Origin of the sequence: Phycicoccus sonneratiae (assembly GCF_016887965.1) — a bacterium.
GTDB lineage: Bacteria > Actinomycetota > Actinomycetes > Actinomycetales > Dermatophilaceae > Phycicoccus > Phycicoccus sonneratiae.
On sequence record NZ_JAFDVD010000027.1, the window covers coordinates 1 to 18,075 of the forward strand.

An 18,075-nucleotide genomic window follows, 5' to 3' on the forward strand; every position below is an offset into this window, starting at 1 on the left:
CGGCCGCGGCGGGCCTCGTGTGTCCGGCGGATGCGCGACAGGGAGGGCGCATCCGCGCGGGGGTCAGTGGCCGACGGTGTGCTGGTTCACCGCCCGCCGCAGCAGGGCGAGGTTGGTGTTGGCCTTGTTCGCGGCGAGGTAGAGGAACGTCGTGTTCCCGTCCATCACCTTGATGAGGTGGAGCTGGTCGCTCAGCGTGAGGAGCATGTCCTCGAGCTCGGAGTCCAGACCCAGGGCCTTCATCGTCTTGAACTTCCCCTTGACCATCTCGCTGTTGTAGGCGCTCGCGACGTCGAGGTCGAAGTCCGCGACCGCCGACCGGGAGGCCAGGGACATGCCGGAGTCGAGGTCGACGATGGTCGCCCCGATGAAGCCGGTGACGTCGGACTGGATCGCCTCGATGATGCTCTCGTAGTCAGCCATTCTCTGTGTTCCTTCGGTGTCGTGGCCCGTGGGGCCGGAGGGTGGTTGTCGTGCAGGTGTGGTGCTGGTCGGTGTGGTGCTGGTCGGTGAGGTGCTCCCGGCCGTGACGGTCGACAGGACGACGGCCACGGCCGGGGGCGGCCCGGGGGCAGGGTTCCGGGCTCGCGGAGGCGGCTCCGTGGGCGAGGCGTCCGGGGGCCGGTCGCCCCGGTCGAGTCCCAGGACGCGGCGCAGGCGGCTCACCGGTCCGCGGTGGACAGCTTCTGGGTGATCGCCTCCGCGGTCCTGCGGGTCTCGACGAGGAGCACCCCGTGCTGGACGTCCGTCGCGTGGGCCCCGAGCACGAAGCTCCCGACCCCGGGGAGCTCGACCGAGACGAGGATCGTGTGCGAGTCCTCGGCCGAGAGGTGGACGCTCAGGCCGTGGGCGTCGGCGCGTGCTGCCTTCCGCAGGGCCGTCGCCACGCTGAAGATCGATCCGGTCAGCGCCGACAGCCGGCCGACGTCGCGCTCGAAGACCCCGAGGGTGCAGAGGTTCAGCCCGTCCGCGGTGCAGAACAGCACCGCCTCGACGCCCTCCACCCGCTCCCCGAGGGCCTCGAGCTCGGGCTGGGCAGCCGACCCGAGCAGCCGCGACAGGACGTCCCAGTCGGGCGAGGCCGTCGGCTCACCGCGGGCCGCCTCGTGCGGCTCGACGCGCGAGCCGAGGGATGCCTCCGCCGTGGCCGTCACGCCCCGACCACCTGGGGCAGCGCACCCTCGCGTCCGATGGCCACGCCGACCACCCGTCGCACGTCGTCCCGATCCCTCGGGTCGGCGGCGAGCAGGCGGATCCCGGAGCCGAAGCGATCGAGGGTCTCCCGGTAGTCCTCGAGCCGGGGGTGGTCGCCCGGCTCGTCGAGCCGGGTCACCGCGACGGTCAGCGTGTCGTACACCGATGCGTCCTGGGCGCCCACGTAGCGCAGCCACTCGTCGGCCTCCTCCAGCGCGTAGTCGTTCTGGCCGAAGAGCCAGAGGACGACGTGCACGGAGAAGGACATCGTCGACGTGCGGACGGTGTCGAACCGCACCTGCCCCGGGGTGCCGTAGACCGCGACGTTCGAGCTCGCGTCCTCGTGCCACTCGCCGTAGTCGATGCCGACCGTGGTGGTCCTCTTCTCCGAGCGGGACCCACCCCCCTGCGGGTTGGCGGCCTGGGTGACGTCCGTGTTGGCCACCTCGACGTCGGAGACGGTCCGGACGGCCGTCGTCTTCCCCACCCCGAGAGGACCGCAGAAGACGACGCGGTCCTGGGCGACCGTGCCGATGACGGCCGCGAGCTTGCGCGGTCCTCGGCGCTTCGTGTTCTTGGTCATGGGGAAGAGTCGAGATGGTCAAGGGCGGGTAAAGACGCAGGTCAGGGTCCGCGTCGACCGAACGGTCCGGGCACCACCTCACCCGAACGGCCAGGGCGTCCGGACCCCGCCCATCCACGGCCGCCGCCGCGTCGAAGTTCTCGGTGGCTCGTGGTTCGACCCGGGCGGCAGGTGCCGGGACCGCGGCGGGCTAGCGTGGCGCCCATGAGCACCAGCGACCTCCTCGGCATCCCGCCCACCCACCTGCCGGACGACCCGGCGGCCGGCCCCCTCGAGACCGGGGTCGCCCCGGACCAGGTGGCCGCCGCGCACCCGGCGTCCTCGCTCGCCTGGGCCGTGCTCGCCGAGGACGCGCTCGCCGACGACCGCGCCGTCGAGGCCTACGCCTACGCGCGCACCGGCTACCACCGGGGCCTGGACGCGCTGCGCCGCAGCGGCTGGCGCGGGCAGGGCCCGGTGCCGTGGGAGCACGTCCCGAACCAGGGCTTCCTCCGGGCGCTCGCGGCCCTGTCGCGGGCCGCCGGCGACATCGGCGAGGAGGAGGAACGGCACCGCTGCGCCGAGTTCCTCCGGGCCTCGAGCGCCGAGGGAGCCCGAGCCCTGGGCCTGTGACCTGCAGCGACGCCGGGGTGCGGCAAAGGGCCCGGGCATGACTGCCCGGGCCCTCGACAACCAGGGACCTCCACCGGGCCCGGCGGCGCCCCGCTCTCGCTGCGGCGTGCCGATCCGGTGGTCCCCTGCCACCCGGTTGTCCCGATATCGTGCATCGACTGCACCCTTCCGTGCGACACTTGGCGGCCATTGACTGCAAATGGCCACACCCGGCGGGACCGAGCCGGGACCGACGGGGGACGGTGCACGGATGGGCGGCGACGAGGCGGGCGCGGACGGTGGGGTGCTGCTCGTCCTCGAGGAGCAGCTGCGGCGCGAGCGCGAGCGCATCGAGGCCCGTCGGCGCGACCTCGACGAGGCCGCCCACCTGCTGACCCGGGCGACCAGCCGCAGCCTCGGGGCGCACGAGACCCGCGGCGAGGAGCTCGGGGGCGGGGTCACCCCGGCGGTCGTCAACCGGCTGCTCACCGAGAGCCGGGGGATGGTCCGCAACTTCGTGCTCACCGTCGACCAGGGACCGGCCCTCGACGACTCGACCGTGCGCGCCAACCGCGAGCGGATCGAGCGCGGTGACACCCAGCGCGCGATCTACCCGGCCGAGGTGCTGACGACCGTGCGGGGGCAGCGCTGGCTCGGGCTGTGGGCCGAGGCCGGGGAGGACCAGCGCGTGCTGCCCACCACCGCAACGGAGTTCGCCGTGTTCGGGGACACCGCGGTCGTCGCGCTCGGGCACTGGGACGATGTCGACGGCGGGTACGTCGTGCTCCGCGACCCGCTCGTCGTGCGCCTCTACACCGCGTACTTCGACCTCGCCTGGCGGCACGCGGTGCCCGCGCCCTCGCCCGGTGACGAGGGCGGCGACCCGCGCCTCGTCGAGCTCCTCGAGCTCGGGCTCAAGGACGAGGCCATCGCGCGCCACCTCGGGGTCAGCCTGCGCACCGTCCGGCGGCGGGTGGCCCGGCTGATGTCGGTCAACGGGGTCGACACCCGGTTCCAGCTCGGGTGGGTGCTCGCGAGCCGGCGGTCCTGACCCCGACGGACCGTCCCGAGCCGGACGAGCCGTCCCGCCCCGGTGGCCCCGGCGGCCGGCGCGGTAGGGTGGGGTGGAACGAGGCCCCACCGCGATCCGCGAGGGGCCTTCGCCACGCCGGGGCGCCGACGTCCCGGCGCACGCGTTCGGAAGGAGCCGGGATGCCGGCGATCGTGCTGGTCGGAGCCCAGTGGGGCGACGAGGGCAAGGGCAAGGCCACCGACCTCATGGGCACCGACGTCGACTACGTCGTCAAGTTCAACGGGGGCAACAACGCCGGCCACACCGTGGTCATCGAGGGCGAGGACGGGACGCGCGAGAAGTACGCGCTGCACCTGCTGCCGTCGGGCATCCTCACCCCGACGGTGACGCCGGTCATCGGCAACGGCGTGGTCGTCGACCTCGAGGTCCTCTTCCAGGAGCTCGACGGGCTCGAGGCGCGCGGGGTCGACACCTCCAAGCTCGTCGTGTCGGCCAACGCGCACGTCATCGCCCCGTACAACCGCACGCTCGACAAGGTCACCGAGCGCTTCCTGGGCAAGCGCCGCATCGGCACCACCGGTCGGGGCATCGGCCCGACGTACGCCGACAAGATGAACCGGGTCGGCATCCGCATCCAGGACCTGTTCGACGAGGGCATCCTGCGGCAGAAGGTCGAGGCCGCCCTGGGCTTCAAGAACCAGGTGCTCGTGAAGATCTACAACACGCGGGCCGTCGACGTCGACCTCGTCGTCGAGGAGCTTCTCGGGTACGCGGAGCGGCTGCGGCCGATGGTCGCCGACACCGCGCTCGTGCTCGAGCAGGCCCTGGACGCCGGGCAGAACGTGCTGCTCGAGGCCGGCCAGGCGACCCTGCTCGACGTCGACCACGGCACCTACCCGTTCGTCACGTCGTCGTCGGCGACCGCGGGCGGGGCGTGCACCGGGTCGGGCATCCCGCCGACGCGGGTGTCGCGGGTCATCGCGATCCTCAAGGCGTACACGACCCGGGTCGGGGAGGGTCCGTTCCCCACCGAGCTGTTCGACGACGACGGCGAGACGCTGCGCAAGACCGGCGCCGAGTACGGCACGACGACCGGCCGGCCGCGGCGCTGTGGCTGGATGGACACCGTCATCGGGCGCTACGCCACGCGGGTCAACGGCGTCACGGACTTCGTCATCACGAAGCTCGACGTGCTCACCGGGTTCGACAAGGTGCCCGTCTGCGTCGCGTACGAGGTCGACGGCGTCCGGCACGACGAGATGCCGGTGTCGCAGAGCGACTTCCACCACGCCAAGCCCGTCTACGAGTTGCTCGACGGCTGGTGGGAGGACATCTCGGGGTGTCGCGAGTTCGACGAGCTGCCCGCGGCGGCGCAGGCCTACGTGCTGCGGGTCGAGGAGCTCATCGGGGCGCGCGTGTCGGCCATCGGCGTCGGGCCGGGGCGGCACGAGATCATCCAGCGCCACCCCCTCCTCGACGCCTGACCCCTCGGGCGGGCTCGACGTCCCACGAGTATCGGGTGACCCGGTAACCCTGCGCTTCACCCGGGAACGGTTCCCGGGTGAAGCGCGGCCGTATCGGGTGACCCGATACTCGTGTGGTCTCGCGGCGGGAGGTGGTGACGGGTGGGGCGCGGTCAGGCGGTCGCGGGGCGGAGGACGTGCATCCGGTGCGCCGCGCGGGTCAGCACGACGTAGAGCACGCGCACGCCGCCCGGTGACTCCTCGGTGACGGCGTCGGGGTCGACGACGACCGTCGCGTCCCACTCCAGGCCCTTGGTCGACAACGGGTCGATGACCTGCACGCGCCCGTCGCCGGCGCCGTCGAGCGCCCCGAGCCGGTCGGCCCAGCGCCGCGGCGTGACGACGGCGATGGACCCGTCGACCTCACCGAGCAGCTGCTCCACCGCATCGGCCGCCGCCTCGGCGAGGGACCCGTCGACGACCCGGTCGACCGGATGGATCCCCGTCTCGCGCACCGCCTCCGGGATGTCGGCATCCGGCACGAGCGGGAGGATGACATCGCGCGCGTGGTCGAAGATCTCGCGGGCGTTGCGGTAGTTCGTGTCCATGTGGAAGGCCCGCCGCTCGAGCCCGGAGAACGCCTCCTCGCGCGCCCGGGTCGCCTCGGCGAGGTCCGGCCACGAGGCCTGCGCGGCGTCGCCGACGACCGTCCACGACGCCGAGCGTCCGCGGCGCGCGACCATCCGCCACTGCATCGGCGAGAGGTCCTGCGCCTCGTCGACGAGCACGTGCGCGTACCCGGAGGCCCGCTCGAGCCGGCCGGCCATCAGCCGCTCACGGGCGTCGGCCGGCGTGACGACGGCGCGCGACCCGTCGGCCCGGCCGCCACCGCGCACCCCGGCCCGGACGTCGGAGACCCCGTAGGCCGAGAGGTCGTCGAGCTCCTCGATGTCGTAGAAGCCGGAGTCCTCGCGCTCGGGGTCCTGCACCGGACCGAGCCGGGCGAGCAGGTCGTCGGCGAGGGCGACGTCGGCCACCGACCACTCGCCGGTCTCGAGCGCCTCGCGGAAGGAGTACGCGACGGCCGCGGCCTCCTCGTGGTCGAGGACCCCGCGCGAGACGGCGTACGCGTGGTCGGTGTCGGCGAGGGTGAGGAGCAGCTCGCGCGGGTCGAGCTGGCGCCACCAGGCGGCCATGAACTCGTCGACGTCGCGCGAGGCGTCGAAGGCGTCGAGGAAGGTGTCGCGCTCGCCCTGGCGCACCGAGCGCCACGCGGCCTCGGCCAGCGCCGATCGGGCGGCGTCGGTGGCGAGGTTGTGCTGGTGACCGCGCAGCACCTCGGCCCGGACACGGCGCAGCACGTCGGCGTCGAGGCGCACGGCGTGCCCGGCGACGAACGCGCGGAAGGCCTCCGGCGCACCGTCGGGCGTGCGCGCGGCCAGCCGCGACAGCAGCCGCCGGATGCGCACGGCGCCCTTGACCTCGGCGACCTCGGGGGTGTCCGGGCGCAGGGCGGTCATCCCGTCGACGACGTCGCCGAGGGCTCGCAGCGCCACCGACTCCTCACCGAGGGAGGGCAGCACGCGCTCGATGTACGCGGTGTACGCGGCCGACGGGCCGATGACGAGGATGCCGCCGTGCTCGAAGCGCCGCCGCTCGGCGTAGAGCAGGTACGCCGCGCGGTGCAGGGCGACGACGGTCTTGCCGGTGCCCGGGCCGCCGGTGATCTCGGTGACGCCGCGCGAGGGGGCGCGGATGGCCTCGTCCTGGTGGCGCTGGATGGTCGCGACGATGTCGCGCATCTGCCGGCCCCGGCTGCGGGTGAGGGCGGCCATCAGGGCACCGTCACCGACGACGACGATGTCGTCCGGGGCGACCGGCACCATGAGGTCGTCCTCGACGCCGACGACGCGGGAACCGGTGCAGCGCAGCACTCGTCGGCGCACGACACCCATCGGGTCGACGGGCGTGGCGCGGTAGAACGCGGCCGCCGCCGGCGCGCGCCAGTCGACGACGAGCGGCTCGTAGTCGTCGTCGCGGACGCCGAGCCGCCCGATGTGCCGCACCTCGCGCTCGGCGGCGGTGGAGTCCTCCTCGCCGAGGTCGAGGCGGCCGAACACGAGCCCCTCGTACTGGGTGTCGATCATCGCCCGGCGTCGGGCGGCCGCGAAGACGAGGGCGTCGCGCTCGAAGAGGCCGGTCATCTCCTCGTCGCGGACGTCGCCGGTGCGGTCGGTGCGTCCTCGGGCCAGGCCGTCGGCCTCGACGTCGGCGGCCCGCAGGCTGGCCTTCTCGAGCTCCGCGTAGACCCGGTCGACGTGGGCCTGCTCGACGGCGACCTCGGCGGCGACCTCGGGCGAGGCCTCGGCGGGGTGGTGGGCGGTCACGGGCGGGTGGTCTCCTGGGGCGTGGGGCGCTCCGTCGGCGCAGGTCACGGAACTCACCAGTCTAGACCGGGCCCGGTCGCCACGAGCGAGGACCGGCCGATCGCGGGCGGCCCCGCCCGCGGCGGCTCGCGCCGCCTAGGATCGGGCCCCGTGAAGGTCCTCGTCATCGGGTCCGGTGCTCGCGAGCACGCCATCGTCCGGGCGCTGTCCCTCGACCCCACCGTCGACGCGGTGGTCGCCGCGCCGGGCAACCCGGGCATCGAGGCCGTCGCCCGCTGCGAACCGCTGCCCGGCGGGGTCACCGACGCCGAGGGCGTCGTCGACCTCGCCCGCCGGCTCGGCGTCGGGCTCGTCGTCGTCGGCCCCGAGGCGCCCCTCGTCGCGGGGGTCGCCGACGCCGTGCGCGCCGCGGGCATCCCGTGCTTCGGCCCGTCGGCGCAGGCGGCCCGGCTCGAGGGCAGCAAGGCCTTCGCGAAGGACGTGATGTCGGCCGCCGACGTGCCGACCGGCCGGGCCCTCGTGTGCACCGACCTCGCGGAGGTCGAGGAGGCCCTCGACGCGCTCGGTGCGCCCCACGTCGTCAAGGACGACGGGCTGGCCGCCGGCAAGGGCGTCGTCGTCACCGACGACCGGGACGCCGCCCTCGAGCACGCCCGGGTCTGCCTCGACAAGCCCGACGGCCGGGTCGTCGTCGAGGAGTTCCTCTACGGCCCCGAGGTCTCCCTCTTCTGCGTCTGCGACGGCGAGGACGTCGTGGCCCTCAGCCCGGCCCAGGACTTCAAGCGGGTCGGCGACGGCGACACCGGCCCGAACACCGGCGGGATGGGCGCCTACAGCCCGCTCGACTGGGCACCCGAGGGGCTCGTCGACGACGTCCTCGCCCGCATCGCCCGGCCGGTCGTCGCCGAGATGGCCCGCCGCGGAACGCCGTTCGCCGGGGTGCTCTACGTCGGCCTCGCGCTCACCGCCCGCGGCCCGCGGGTCATCGAGTTCAACGCCCGCTTCGGCGACCCCGAGACCCAGGTCGTCCTCGACCGGCTCCGGACGCCGCTCGGCACGCTCCTGCTCGCGGCTGCGACGGGGGGCCTCGCCGGCCTCGAGCCGCTGCGCTGGTCGGACGGGCACGCCGTGACGGTCGTCGTCGCGGCCCGCGACTACCCCGCGACGCCGCGCACCGGCGACGCCGTGACCGGGGTCGAGGACGTGCCGGGCGCTCCCGACGCCTACGTCCTGCACGCCGGCACCTCGCGCGACGCCGAGGGGGTGCTCGTCTCCTCCGGCGGGCGCGTGCTCTCGGTCGTCGGGCGGGGGGCCGGCCTCGCCGAGGCGCGCGAGCGGGCCTACGCGGCGGTCGACGCCGTCGGGCTCGACGGGTCGCACCACCGGCGCGACATCGCCGAGAAGGCCGAGCGCGGCGAGGTCGTCCTCCCCGCCTGACGGCGCCCTCAGGCCGCTCAGGCCGTCAGGCCGTCAGGGCGGCGTGCGCGTCGGCGAGGTGGTCGAGGTCGGCGAGGTCGAGGACCTGGAGGTAGACCCGCGAGGCGCCGGCCTCGGCGAGCCGGCCGAGGCGGTCGCGCACCTCCTCGGGCGCCCCCGCGAGGCCATTGGCGCGCAGCTCGTCCGGTTCGCGTCCGATGGCCTCCGCCCGACGACGGACGGCGGCGTCGTCCCGGCCGACGCAGAGCACCTGGGCGGCGCTGTGGACGAGGCTCAACGGGTCGCGGCCGTGCTCCTCGCAGACGGCGTCGACGCGTGCGAAGAGCTCGCCGGTCTCCTCCGCGGACGAGAACGGGACGTTGAACTCGGCGGCGTAGCGGGCGGCGAGCGAGGGTGTGCGCCGCTTCCCCGCCCCGCCGACGATGACCGGCACCCCGCCCTCCTGCACCGGGCGCACGAGCGCCGGCGACCCGTGGACCGGGTAGTGCGAGCCGTCGTGCTCGTACGTCGACCCCGGTGGCGCCGACCACATCCCGGTGATGACGGCCAGCTGCTCCTCGAGCCGGTCGAAGCGCTCGCCGAGCGGCGGGAAGGGGATGCCGAAGGCCCGGTGCTCGGCCTCGAACCACCCGGCCCCGAGGCCGAGCTCGACCCGGCCGCCACTCATCTGGTCGACCCCGGCGACGGTGACCGCGAGCGGCCCGGGGAGGCGGAAGGTCGCCGAGGTGACGAGGGTGCCGAGCCGGATGCGCCGCGTGTCGCGGGCCAGCCCGGCGAGCGTCGTCCACGCGTCCGTGGGCCCGGCCCCGCCGTCACCGGACATGTGCAGGTAGTGGTCGGATCGGAAGAAGGCGTCGTAGCCGAGGTCCTCGGCGGCGCGGGCGACCGCGAGGAGGTCGTCGTAGGTGGCGCCCTGCTGGGGCTCGGTGAAGATGCGCAGGTCCATGGACCCACGCTACGGAACGACCGGCCCGCCGTCCGCCCGGGACCCCGCCCCCGCCGCCACCCGGCCGCCCCCGGCCGCGACGACGAGCGCCGTGAGTGCGCCGGCGGCCATGAGGAGGGCGAAGCGCGGGCCGTCCATCGACGGCCCGAACCACGCGACGACGGCGCCGACGAGCGCGGTCTGGAGGGCGACCCCCGTCGAGCTCGCGAGGCCGTTGGCGGCGCTGGCCCGCCCCTGCTCACCGGCCGGCGCCTGGGCGAGCAGCTCGGTCGACAGGGTCGGCGTGACCAGGCCCATCCCGGTGGAGGCGGCCGCCCACCCGACGAAGCCGACGACGAGGCCGACGAGGTCGAGCGCGAGCAGCACGGGCCCGAGCGACCCGACGGCGATGAGCAGACCGCCGAGGCGGGCGCGCACGCCGGCGTCGACCCGGTGCTGCACCGCGCCGATGCTGTTGACCCAGGAGCCGAACGCCCAGAACAGCCCGGTGACGGTGAGCGCGATGCCGGCGACGGCCGTCGAGACGTGGTGCGTCGTCACGAGCATGAGCGGCAGGACGGCCCCGACGCCGGTGAAGGCGGCCGACACGAGCAGGCGCACGCCGACCACGGCCGGCACCCCGCGGGTCAGCCGGGCCGTCCCGCGGGGCAGCGCCCGCGCCGCCGCGGCGACGACGACCACGGCACCGGCCAGGACGACGGCAAGCCCGGCCGGGCGTGAGCCCGGGGAGGCGAGGAGCGGTGCGCTGAAGGTGGTCACGGCCAGCCCGGCGGCCAGGAGCACCGAGGCGGCGAGCCGTCCGCGCGCCCCGGGGTCGGCGACCGTCCCCTCGTCGGTGCGGCCACCGTGGCGCAGCGCGGGACGGAGCAGGAGCAGGGCGGGGACGACGACGAGCAGCGGTCCGGCGAAGACGACCCGCCATCCGGCGAGGGCCTCGATCCCGCCCGCCAGCCCCGGGCCGACGAGGGAGGGGAGGATCCACGCGGCGGCGAAGGAGGCGAACACCTTGGCGCGCAGCGACTCCGGGAGCGCCCGGGCCACGAGCACCATGAGGGTCGTGTCGATGATCGCCTCGGCGGCCCCGGAGAGCGCACGCCCGGCGACGAAGACGAGCATCGTCGGTGCGAGGGCCGAGACCACTTGTGCCGCAGCGAAGGCCGCGAGACCGCCGAAAAGGACCGGGCGCGGGCCGAACCGGTCGGTCCAGCCCCCGGAGAAGGCCGCGGCGATGGTGAAGGTGACGAGCGAGGCGCCGGTCGAGGCGCCGAACAGCGCCCAGCCGTCGAGGTCGCGCACGACGACGGGGAGGATGGTCTGCACCGCGCGGTTCTCGAACGCCGCCAGCGTGACGAGGGCGACGACCCCCACGACCACCGGCAGGTTGCGCCGGTCGAGCAGCCGGTCGCCCCGTGCGGGCACGGCGGAGGCCTCGGTGGTGGTCATGAACCCATCGTCACACCTCAAGTGCACTTGAGGTAAACTGGATACTCTGGACCCATGGACCGACACGACCTGCTCGGCATCGGCGAGGTCGCGCGGCGCTCCGGGGTGAGTGTCCCGACCGTCCGCTTCTACGAGGAGAAGGGGCTCATCACCTCGACCCGTGACGCGGCCGGCCGGCGCCGCTTCGAGCGGCACGTGCTGCGGCGCATCGCCGTGGTCCGGGCCGGCCAGCGCTTCGGGATGGGGCTGGCCGAGATCGGGGAGGCGCTCGCCGGCCTGCCCGTCGACCACCCGCCGACCAAGCGCGACTGGGAGCGGCTCTCCCGCTCATGGCACGCGGCGCTCACGGCCCGCATCGAGGCGATGGAGCGGGTGCGTGACGGGCTGTCGTCGTGCATCGGCTGCGGCTGCCTGTCGCTCAAGGCCTGCCCGGTCTACAACCACGACGACGAGCTGGCCGCCGAGGGGCCGGGACCCCGGCGCTGGCCGGCGGCCGCGCGCGACGGCTGACCGGGTCGGTGCGCGGGGCGTTCAGCCGCGGCCGAGGAGCCCCGCCGGCAGGAGCGCGTGCACGCCCCAGGTCCGGTTCGCCACCTGGGTGACGCGCAGGTCGACGACGGTGCTCGCGAGGGCCAGCGCGGTGGCGGTGTCGAGGTCGTGGAGCCGGCACAGCCAGCGGCACATCGCGTCGAGGGCGTCACCGGTGGCGGTGGTGAGGTCGGCGTCGAAGCCGAAGGTCACGAGCCCCGCGGGGGTCTCGGCGTGGACGCCGTCGAGCGGACGGTCACGGACGACGTCGACGGTCAGGGTGGTGCGCATCGGGCACTCGATGGCCGTGCCGCCGACCTCGCCGTCGCCCTGCGCGGCGTGGCCGTCGCCGAGGGAGAGCAGGGCGTCCGGCACCGTGACCGGCAGGTACACCGTGCTGCCGGCGACGAGCTCGCGGCAGTCGATGTTGCCGCCGTTGCCCGCGCGCGGCGGGATCGTCGAGTGCTCCTCGGGCTCGGCCGGGGCGGTGCCCATGACGCCGAGGAAGGGCGCGGTCGGCCGTCGGAACCCGCGGCTCTCGACCGCCTCGCCGTCCGCGATGTCCCAGAGCAGCCACGTCGCGGGCGCGCCGCCGATGCCGAGCCGGTCGGCGAACGCGCTCTGTCCGCCGGCGACCGTCCAGCCCCAGCCGAGGGGCTCGAGGTGCTCGACGTGGAGGGCGAGGTGGTCGCCGGGTCGGGCGCCGGTGACCGCGACCGGCCCGGTGAGGCAGTGCCCGCGCCGGTCCGGGAGGAGGAGGGGGCGCTGCTCGCCGGGTACCCGCTGGCGCTCGAGGTGCCCGGAGGCGTCGAGCGAGGTGACGGTGAGCCGGTCGCCGGGGTCGATGCGCAGGCACGGGGTGTGCCGGGGGTCGAACACGTCGACCGCGGTCCCGGGGCCGGCGTCCAGGCGGTGCTCCCTCATCGGGTCATCCTCGCCGGGACGCCGGCCGGGTGGGGCGTCGGGGTCAGGCCGACCCGACCGTGACGGCCTCGGCCTCGGTCTCGGAGTCGAGCGGCTCGGCGCCGTGGCCGGGCTCGGCGTCGATGGTCCGCACGAAGGAGTGGCCGGTGGAGAGGACGGCGACCGCGAGGACGACCGCGCCGGCGCCGACCCAGAAGGGGATGTGCACCGAGCGCTCGCCGAGGGTCCCGGCCAGCCACGGGGCGACGGCGCCACCGCTGAACCGGACGAAGCTGTAGGCCGCCGACGCGACACCGCGCTCCACGGGCGAGACCTTCATGACCGTCTCGGTGATGAGCGTGTTGTTGACGCCGAGGAAGCCGCCGGCGAGCACGACCCCGACGACGAGCACCCGCTTGTCCTCGGTGAAGACGGCCATCACCGCGAGGATGGCGGCGAAGCCGAGCAGCGCGACGACCATCCCGGTGAAGGTGCCGACGTGGCGCTGCACCCACGGGGCGACGACGACGCTCGCGAGCGCGAGCAGCAGGCCCCAGCCGAAGAACACCAGCCCGGTGCCGTGCGCCGACATGTCGAGCGGGAACGGCGTGAAGGCGAGCAGCGTGAAGAAGCCGAAGTTGTAGAGCAGCGCGGTGAGGCCCACGGTGAGCAGCCCACGGTGGCGGAGGGCCTTGAGCGGGGCGCTGATCGGGGTCGGGTGCGGACGCTCGTTCGCCGCGGGGAGGGTGACCCACGTGGCGACGAGGGCGACGGCCATCAGCGCGCTGACGCCGAAGAACGGTCCGCGCCAGGAGATCCCGCCGAGGGCGCCGCCGACGAGCGGGCCGGCGGCGATGCCGAGGCCGAGGGCCGCCTCGTACAGGATGATCGCCTGCGCGACCGAGCCCCGGGCCGCGCTGACGATCGTCGCGAGGGCGGTGGCGATGAACAGCGCGTTGCCGAGGCCCCAGACGGCGCGGAAGCCGACGATGGCCCCGACCGTGTCGGACATCCCGGCCAGGCCGGCGCCGACGATGATGATGGCCAGCCCGAGGAGCAGGGTGCGCTTGGCGCCGATGCGGCTCGAGACGAAGCCGGTGACGAGCATCGCGACGCCCATGACGGCCATGTAGCTCGTGAAGAGCAGGCTGACCTGGGACGGCGAGGCGCCGAGCTCGTCGGCGATCGGCTTGAGGATGGGGTCGACGAGGCCGATCCCCATGAACGCGACGACGCAGGCGAACGCCACGCTCCAGACGGTCTTGGGTTGACGCCACATGGGCTGGGTGGTCCTTCCGGTGGTGGTGGTCAGGAGGCGGTGCCGGCCGGCTCGGGCACGGCGGCGGTGCGGGTGGCCTCGACGAGCTCGACGAGCAGGTCGACGGCCGCGCGCACCCGGGCGGGGTCGGCGTCGAGGCCGGTGAGCACCGGCTCGAGGGTGCGGGCGCGGGCCCGTCGGGCGGCGGCGAGCGCCGCGGTGCCGGACGGCGTCAGCTCGACGAGGCTGGCGCGCGCGTCGGCCGGGTCGGAGCTGCGGGTGACGAAGCCCTCGGCCTCGAGCCGCTGTACCTGGGTGGTCATCGTCGGCTGGCTCGTGTCGTCGGCTGCGGCGAGCGTCGTGATGCGCGCCGGGCCGAGCTCCTCGACGAGGGACAGGACGCGGGCCTGGGCCCACGGCAGGTCGTGCGCGGCGTGCCGGCTCGCCCAGCGGGAGAGCCGGGCGGCCGAGCGCAGCAGGTCGTCGGCGAGGTCGTCGGTGCTCACCCGTTCCACGATACATAGGAATCCTATGCACCTCAACTCGCGCGCAGGGCCGAACATTCTCTCCGGATGCCGGAACCTTCGGTGACCTGCCGCTCACAACCGGCAGGTGGCTGAACCTTTCGGCATCCGGAGGGAAAGCTGTGGCGGGGGCGGGGCTGGTTGGATAGGGGCATGGCCGATGCCCCGACGCCCTCGTCCGACGCCTCCGCCCCCTCCGGCGCGGTGCCCGCCGGACCGGCCGCGCCGGTGCTCGACGGGTACGCCCACGTCTACTCGGGCAAGGTGCGCGACCTCTACGCGCCGCTCGACGACGCCGGCGCTCCTCGCGACGACCTCCTGCTGCTCGTCGCCTCCGACCGCATCTCGGCCTTCGACTTCGTGCTCGACACCCCGGTGCCCGACAAGGGTGAGGTGCTCACCCGGATGTCGCTCTGGTGGTTCGAGCAGCTCGCCGACCTCGTGCCCAACCACGTCGTGTCCACCGACGTGCCGGACGCCGTGCGCGGGCGGGCGGTCCTCGTCCGGCGGCTCGAGATGCTTCCCGTCGAGTGCGTTGCCCGCGCGTACCTCACCGGCGGTGGCCTGCGCGAGTACCGGGCCGACGGCACGGTCAGCGGGCTGACCCTCCCCGAGGGCCTCACCGATGGGTCACGCTTCCCCGAGCCGCTCTTCACCCCGTCGACCAAGGCGCCCGAGGGGCAGCACGACGAGCCGATGAGCTACGCCGAGGTCGAGGCGGCCGTCGGCCCGTCGCTCGCCGCACGCGCCCGTGACCTGACGACGCGGATCCTGGCCCGGGGCAACGAGATCGCGCAGGCACGCGGCATCATCGTCGCCGATACCAAGGTCGAGTTCGGCGTCGAGGCCGACGAGCTGGTGCTCGCCGACGAGGTGCTGACCCCCGACTCCTCGCGCTTCTGGCCGGCCGACCAGTGGGAGCCCGGCCACCCGCAGCCGAGCTTCGACAAGGAGTTCGTCCGCGAGTGGCTGCTGTCGCGGGCGAGCGGATGGGACAAGGCGTCGGGCGAGGCGCCGCCGTCGCTGCCCGACGACGTCCTCGAGCGCACCCGGGCCAAGTACGTCGAGGCCTACGAGCGCCTGACCGGAGAGACGTTCCGACCGCGAGGGGCGGACCGATGAGCGAGCAGTCCGCACCGCGGCAGGGCCCCGACTGGCGCACGGCCGGCTGGCCGATCCCCGTCACGACCGCCTTCGACTTCCCCGACCTCGAGGTGCGCACGACGATCGGGGCGGTGTCCGGCGTCTACGCGACGAGCCTCGGCCTGGCGCGTGGCGTGTCGGCGTCCTTCTCCGCGCTCTCCCGCGGCGAGGTCGTCGACATGACGGCCCTCCTCGCCGAGGCCCGCCACCACGCGCTCCAGCGGGTCGTCGGCGAGGCGCAGCGGCACGGCGGCAACGCCCTCCTCGGGGTGCGCTTCGACTCCAACGAGGTCGGGCAGGGCCAGATCATCGAGATCCACTGCTACGGGACGGCGGTCGTCGTCGGAGCCCGCCGACCCTGATCCTCCGCCTCCGGCCCGATGCGGTCACCGCGTCTCGATCTCGTGCCGCACCATCGCCGTCCAGCGTTCCATCGCGACGTCCGCCGCCGCCCGGTCGCCGGTGACGGCGACCTCGAAGAGCAGCCCGCGGGCCATGGCCAGCGACTGCAGGGCCAGGGTCCGGGCCTCGGCGTCGTCGACCCCGAGCCGGCGGTAGGCGTCGGCCAGCGCGTCGGTCCACCCCTCGGCGAACCACCGGCGCAGCGGCTCGGCGTGCGGCTCGCCGCGCATCGCGTGGGTCGAGAGCTCGAAGAAGAGCGGCGCGAAGACCGCGGCCCGGTCGGCGACGTGCCGCCAGAACAGCGCCCCGGCCTGGTACGGGTCCTCGTGCGTGGCGGCCAGCTGGAGGAGGGCGTCCTGCTCCGCGCGTTCGACGGCCTCCACCACCGCCCCGAGCAGCCCTGCGCGCGACCCGAAGTGGTAGTTCAGCATCCGGTGGCTGGTGCCGATGCCGGTGGCCAGGGTGCGCAGGCTGGTGTCGCCGACCCCGTGCTCGGCGAACCACGCGACGGCCCGCCCGAGCAGCTCGTCGCGGGCAGCGCCGTCGTGCGGCGGGGTCACGCGCCGGTCGTGCGGGCCGCGGCGGTCGACTCGAGGGCGGCGGCCTCGCGGGTCACGTAGTCGGCGGCCTTGCGCCCGACGAGCCACCGGACGAGGCCGGCCAGCGGTCCCTCCCACCGGATGCCGAGCCGGATGGTCGTGCCGTCCGGTCCCTCGACGAGGTCGTGCGTGCCGGTGCTGCGGACCCCCCTCGCCCGCGACTCCCAGGTGAAGGACCGGCCGGGCGTCCACGCCGTGATCGTCCACGTGGCGCGGGGGAGCCCGGGCTGCACGACCACGTAGGAGGCGCCCACCTCGTCCGGTCGGTCGGGCTCGACCGGGGTGACGGAGTCGACGGTCGGCAGCCAGTCGCCCCAGCGGCGGACGTCGGAGAGCAGCGGCCAGAGCGTCGTCGCGGGGAGCGGGGTCGTGCGGCTCACGTCGATCATGTACCAAATGGTACATGATCGACGACCGGCGTCAAGACCGACGGAGCTCCTGGAGCGACCACCCGTTCCCGTCGGGGTCGCCGAAGAAGGCGAACCGGCTGCCCGGCTGGCCCTCGGGGCCGAGCTGCTGCACCTCGGTGATCTCGACCCCGCGGCCGGCGAGTGCGGCCCGGGCGGCGTCGATGTCCTCGACGACGAGCTGCACGCCGCGGGTCGTGCCCGGCTCGCCGAGCGGCAGGCCGCTGCCGAGGACGACGGACGTGGGGGAGCCGGGAGGCGTGAGCTGGACGACCCGCATCCCCGGCGCGGGCGAGATGTCGTGGTCGAGGTGGAAGCCGACCTGCTCGGTGTAGAAGGCGACGGCCGCGTCGACGTCCGAGACGCTCAGGCCGACGACCTCGAGGCGCATGTCCATGGTGATCTCCTTGAGTAGCGGAATGTTCCGTTCCACTAATGTAGCAGAACGGAACGCACCGTTCCAGAGGTAGGCTGGCCCCGTGAGTGACTCTGCACGGCTCGACGGCCGACGACGCCAGGCATCGGTCAACGACGGCCTGATCCTCGACGCCGCCCGTGCCGTCTTCCTCGCCGACCCGGCGGCCCCCATCGCCGACGTGGCCCGTCGCGCCGGCGTCGGCATCAGTGCGCTCTACCGCCGCTACCCGAGCAAGGAGGCTCTCCTGCGCGAGCTGACCCGCGACGGCCTCCAGCGGTTCGCGGCGGCGCTCGAGGCCGGTCTCGCCGACGAGCGCGACGCGTGGACGGCGTACTGCGCGACGCTGGCGGCGGTCGTCGAGGGCGGGAGCCAGGCGCTCGCACAACGTCTCGCCGGCACGTTCACCCCTGATGCGGACCTCGGCGACCTGGCCACCCGGGCCGACGGGCTGTACCGCGCACTGCACCGACGGGTCCGGGAGGCCGGGGTGCTGCGCGACGACGTGAGCGCGGCCGACGTCATCCTCCTCCTCGAGGTCGTCATGCTCGTCGACCTGCCCGACTCCACCCGGATCGGCGAGCTGCGCCAGCGCTACCTCGCGCTCGTGCTGCAGTCGCTGCGAGCGCCCGCGGCGGGCGCGCTGCCGGGGGCCGCCGCCGGCGGGGAGGAGCTGGCCGCCCGCTGGCAGGGCTGACGGGCCGTCGGGCCCCCCGGCCCCGGACGCGGACGTCGGGTGCGGCGCCCACGCCGGTAGCCTGAGCACCGGCGCCCCGCCGTGTCCCGCCGCCCCGCCGCACCCCCCGGGAGAACCCCCGC

The 18,075-nt window shown here is 74.6% G+C and carries 20 protein-coding genes; 8 read left to right on the forward strand and 12 right to left on the reverse strand.

Going from position 1 to position 18,075, the window contains the following annotated elements:
- Positions 1–63 precede the first annotated feature (63 nt).
- The 3 genes from JQN70_RS19015 to JQN70_RS19025 all read right to left on the reverse strand — a co-directional run bounded on the left by JQN70_RS19015 (position 64) and on the right by JQN70_RS19025 (position 1,777).
- A complete protein-coding gene (locus JQN70_RS19015) occupies positions 64–423 on the reverse strand; it encodes a hypothetical protein (protein ID WP_204132965.1) in 360 nt (119 codons plus the stop codon).
- 239 nt (positions 424–662) lie between these two features.
- Entirely contained in the window at positions 663–1,154 is a 492-nt protein-coding gene (locus JQN70_RS19020; protein WP_204132966.1) for a roadblock/LC7 domain-containing protein, read from the reverse strand.
- Positions 1,151–1,777: a hypothetical protein gene (locus tag JQN70_RS19025; RefSeq protein ID WP_204132967.1), complete on the reverse strand. Its 627-nt coding sequence runs from the start codon at positions 1,775–1,777 to the stop codon at positions 1,151–1,153. The genes JQN70_RS19020 and JQN70_RS19025 overlap by 4 nt, the downstream gene beginning before the upstream one ends.
- A gap of 204 nt (positions 1,778–1,981) precedes the next feature.
- On the opposite strand from JQN70_RS19025, the gene JQN70_RS19030 reads away from it, so the two are divergent.
- The 3 genes from JQN70_RS19030 to JQN70_RS19040 all read left to right on the forward strand — a co-directional run bounded on the left by JQN70_RS19030 (position 1,982) and on the right by JQN70_RS19040 (position 4,885).
- Positions 1,982–2,389, forward strand: a complete 408-nt coding sequence (locus tag JQN70_RS19030) for a DUF3151 domain-containing protein (protein ID WP_204132968.1) — start codon at positions 1,982–1,984, stop codon at positions 2,387–2,389.
- A 250-nt stretch (positions 2,390–2,639) separates the two neighbouring features.
- Positions 2,640–3,419 carry a DUF6879 family protein gene (locus JQN70_RS19035; RefSeq protein ID WP_204132969.1) on the forward strand — a complete coding sequence of 260 codons (780 nt, stop codon included), beginning with the start codon at positions 2,640–2,642 and terminating at the stop codon, positions 3,417–3,419.
- A gap of 161 nt (positions 3,420–3,580) precedes the next feature.
- Entirely contained in the window at positions 3,581–4,885 is a 1,305-nt protein-coding gene (locus JQN70_RS19040; RefSeq protein ID WP_204132970.1) for an adenylosuccinate synthase, read from the forward strand.
- A gap of 152 nt (positions 4,886–5,037) precedes the next feature.
- Here JQN70_RS19040 and JQN70_RS19045 read toward each other — a convergent pair whose 3' ends face one another.
- On the reverse strand, positions 5,038–7,251 hold the full coding sequence (locus JQN70_RS19045; RefSeq protein WP_204132971.1) for a HelD family protein: 2,214 nt from the start codon (positions 7,249–7,251) through the stop codon (positions 5,038–5,040).
- Positions 7,252–7,401: 150 nt separating this feature from the next.
- On the opposite strand from JQN70_RS19045, the gene purD reads away from it, so the two are divergent.
- Positions 7,402–8,688, forward strand: coding sequence for a phosphoribosylamine--glycine ligase (gene purD, locus JQN70_RS19050; protein WP_204132972.1), 1,287 nt, complete (start codon positions 7,402–7,404; stop codon positions 8,686–8,688).
- Positions 8,689–8,713: 25 nt separating this feature from the next.
- Here purD and JQN70_RS19055 read toward each other — a convergent pair whose 3' ends face one another.
- Both JQN70_RS19055 and JQN70_RS19060 read right to left on the reverse strand, forming a co-directional pair.
- Positions 8,714–9,634: an LLM class F420-dependent oxidoreductase gene (locus tag JQN70_RS19055; protein WP_204132973.1), complete on the reverse strand. Its 921-nt coding sequence runs from the start codon at positions 9,632–9,634 to the stop codon at positions 8,714–8,716.
- A 9-nt stretch (positions 9,635–9,643) separates the two neighbouring features.
- Positions 9,644–11,077, reverse strand: coding sequence for an MFS transporter (locus JQN70_RS19060; RefSeq protein ID WP_204132974.1), 1,434 nt, complete (start codon positions 11,075–11,077; stop codon positions 9,644–9,646).
- 54 nt (positions 11,078–11,131) lie between these two features.
- Here JQN70_RS19060 and soxR point away from each other — a divergent pair, with 54 nt between their 5' ends.
- Entirely contained in the window at positions 11,132–11,587 is a 456-nt protein-coding gene (gene soxR / locus JQN70_RS19065; RefSeq protein ID WP_204132975.1) for a redox-sensitive transcriptional activator SoxR, read from the forward strand.
- Positions 11,588–11,608: 21 nt separating this feature from the next.
- On the opposite strand, the gene JQN70_RS19070 is transcribed toward soxR, so the two are convergent.
- The 3 genes from JQN70_RS19070 to JQN70_RS19080 are packed head-to-tail and all read right to left on the reverse strand — an operon-like array spanning position 11,609 to position 14,272.
- Positions 11,609–12,529 (reverse strand): acetamidase/formamidase family protein, encoded by a 921-nt coding sequence (locus tag JQN70_RS19070; protein WP_204132976.1) that lies wholly within the window; start codon positions 12,527–12,529, stop codon positions 11,609–11,611.
- A 43-nt stretch (positions 12,530–12,572) separates the two neighbouring features.
- Positions 12,573–13,787 carry an MFS transporter gene (locus JQN70_RS19075; protein ID WP_204132977.1) on the reverse strand — a complete coding sequence of 405 codons (1,215 nt, stop codon included), beginning with the start codon at positions 13,785–13,787 and terminating at the stop codon, positions 12,573–12,575.
- Positions 13,788–13,816: 29 nt separating this feature from the next.
- On the reverse strand, positions 13,817–14,272 hold the full coding sequence (locus JQN70_RS19080) for a MarR family winged helix-turn-helix transcriptional regulator (protein ID WP_307836098.1): 456 nt from the start codon (positions 14,270–14,272) through the stop codon (positions 13,817–13,819).
- A 171-nt stretch (positions 14,273–14,443) separates the two neighbouring features.
- On the opposite strand from JQN70_RS19080, the gene JQN70_RS19085 reads away from it, so the two are divergent.
- A complete protein-coding gene (locus tag JQN70_RS19085; protein WP_204132979.1) occupies positions 14,444–15,412 on the forward strand; it encodes a phosphoribosylaminoimidazolesuccinocarboxamide synthase in 969 nt (322 codons plus the stop codon).
- Positions 15,409–15,795, forward strand: a complete 387-nt coding sequence (locus tag JQN70_RS19090; protein ID WP_204132980.1) for a YbjQ family protein — start codon at positions 15,409–15,411, stop codon at positions 15,793–15,795. The genes JQN70_RS19085 and JQN70_RS19090 overlap by 4 nt, the downstream gene beginning before the upstream one ends.
- Positions 15,796–15,819: 24 nt before the next feature.
- On the opposite strand, the gene JQN70_RS19095 is transcribed toward JQN70_RS19090, so the two are convergent.
- From JQN70_RS19095 to JQN70_RS19105, 3 genes are read right to left on the reverse strand one after another with little or no spacing between them, the layout of a single operon-like run.
- Positions 15,820–16,395 carry a TetR/AcrR family transcriptional regulator gene (locus JQN70_RS19095; protein WP_204132981.1) on the reverse strand — a complete coding sequence of 192 codons (576 nt, stop codon included), beginning with the start codon at positions 16,393–16,395 and terminating at the stop codon, positions 15,820–15,822.
- The gene (locus JQN70_RS19100) at positions 16,392–16,823 is read right to left on the reverse strand and encodes an SRPBCC family protein (protein ID WP_204132982.1); all 432 of its coding nucleotides are present in this window, start codon (positions 16,821–16,823) and stop codon (positions 16,392–16,394) included. Before JQN70_RS19100 ends, JQN70_RS19095 begins: the two co-directional genes overlap by 4 nt.
- 31 nt (positions 16,824–16,854) lie before the next feature.
- Positions 16,855–17,238 (reverse strand): VOC family protein, encoded by a 384-nt coding sequence (locus JQN70_RS19105; protein ID WP_204132983.1) that lies wholly within the window; start codon positions 17,236–17,238, stop codon positions 16,855–16,857.
- Between the two features lie 82 nt (positions 17,239–17,320).
- Here JQN70_RS19105 and JQN70_RS19110 point away from each other — a divergent pair, with 82 nt between their 5' ends.
- Positions 17,321–17,953, forward strand: coding sequence for a TetR/AcrR family transcriptional regulator (locus JQN70_RS19110; protein ID WP_204132984.1), 633 nt, complete (start codon positions 17,321–17,323; stop codon positions 17,951–17,953).
- Positions 17,954–18,075 lie beyond the last annotated feature (122 nt).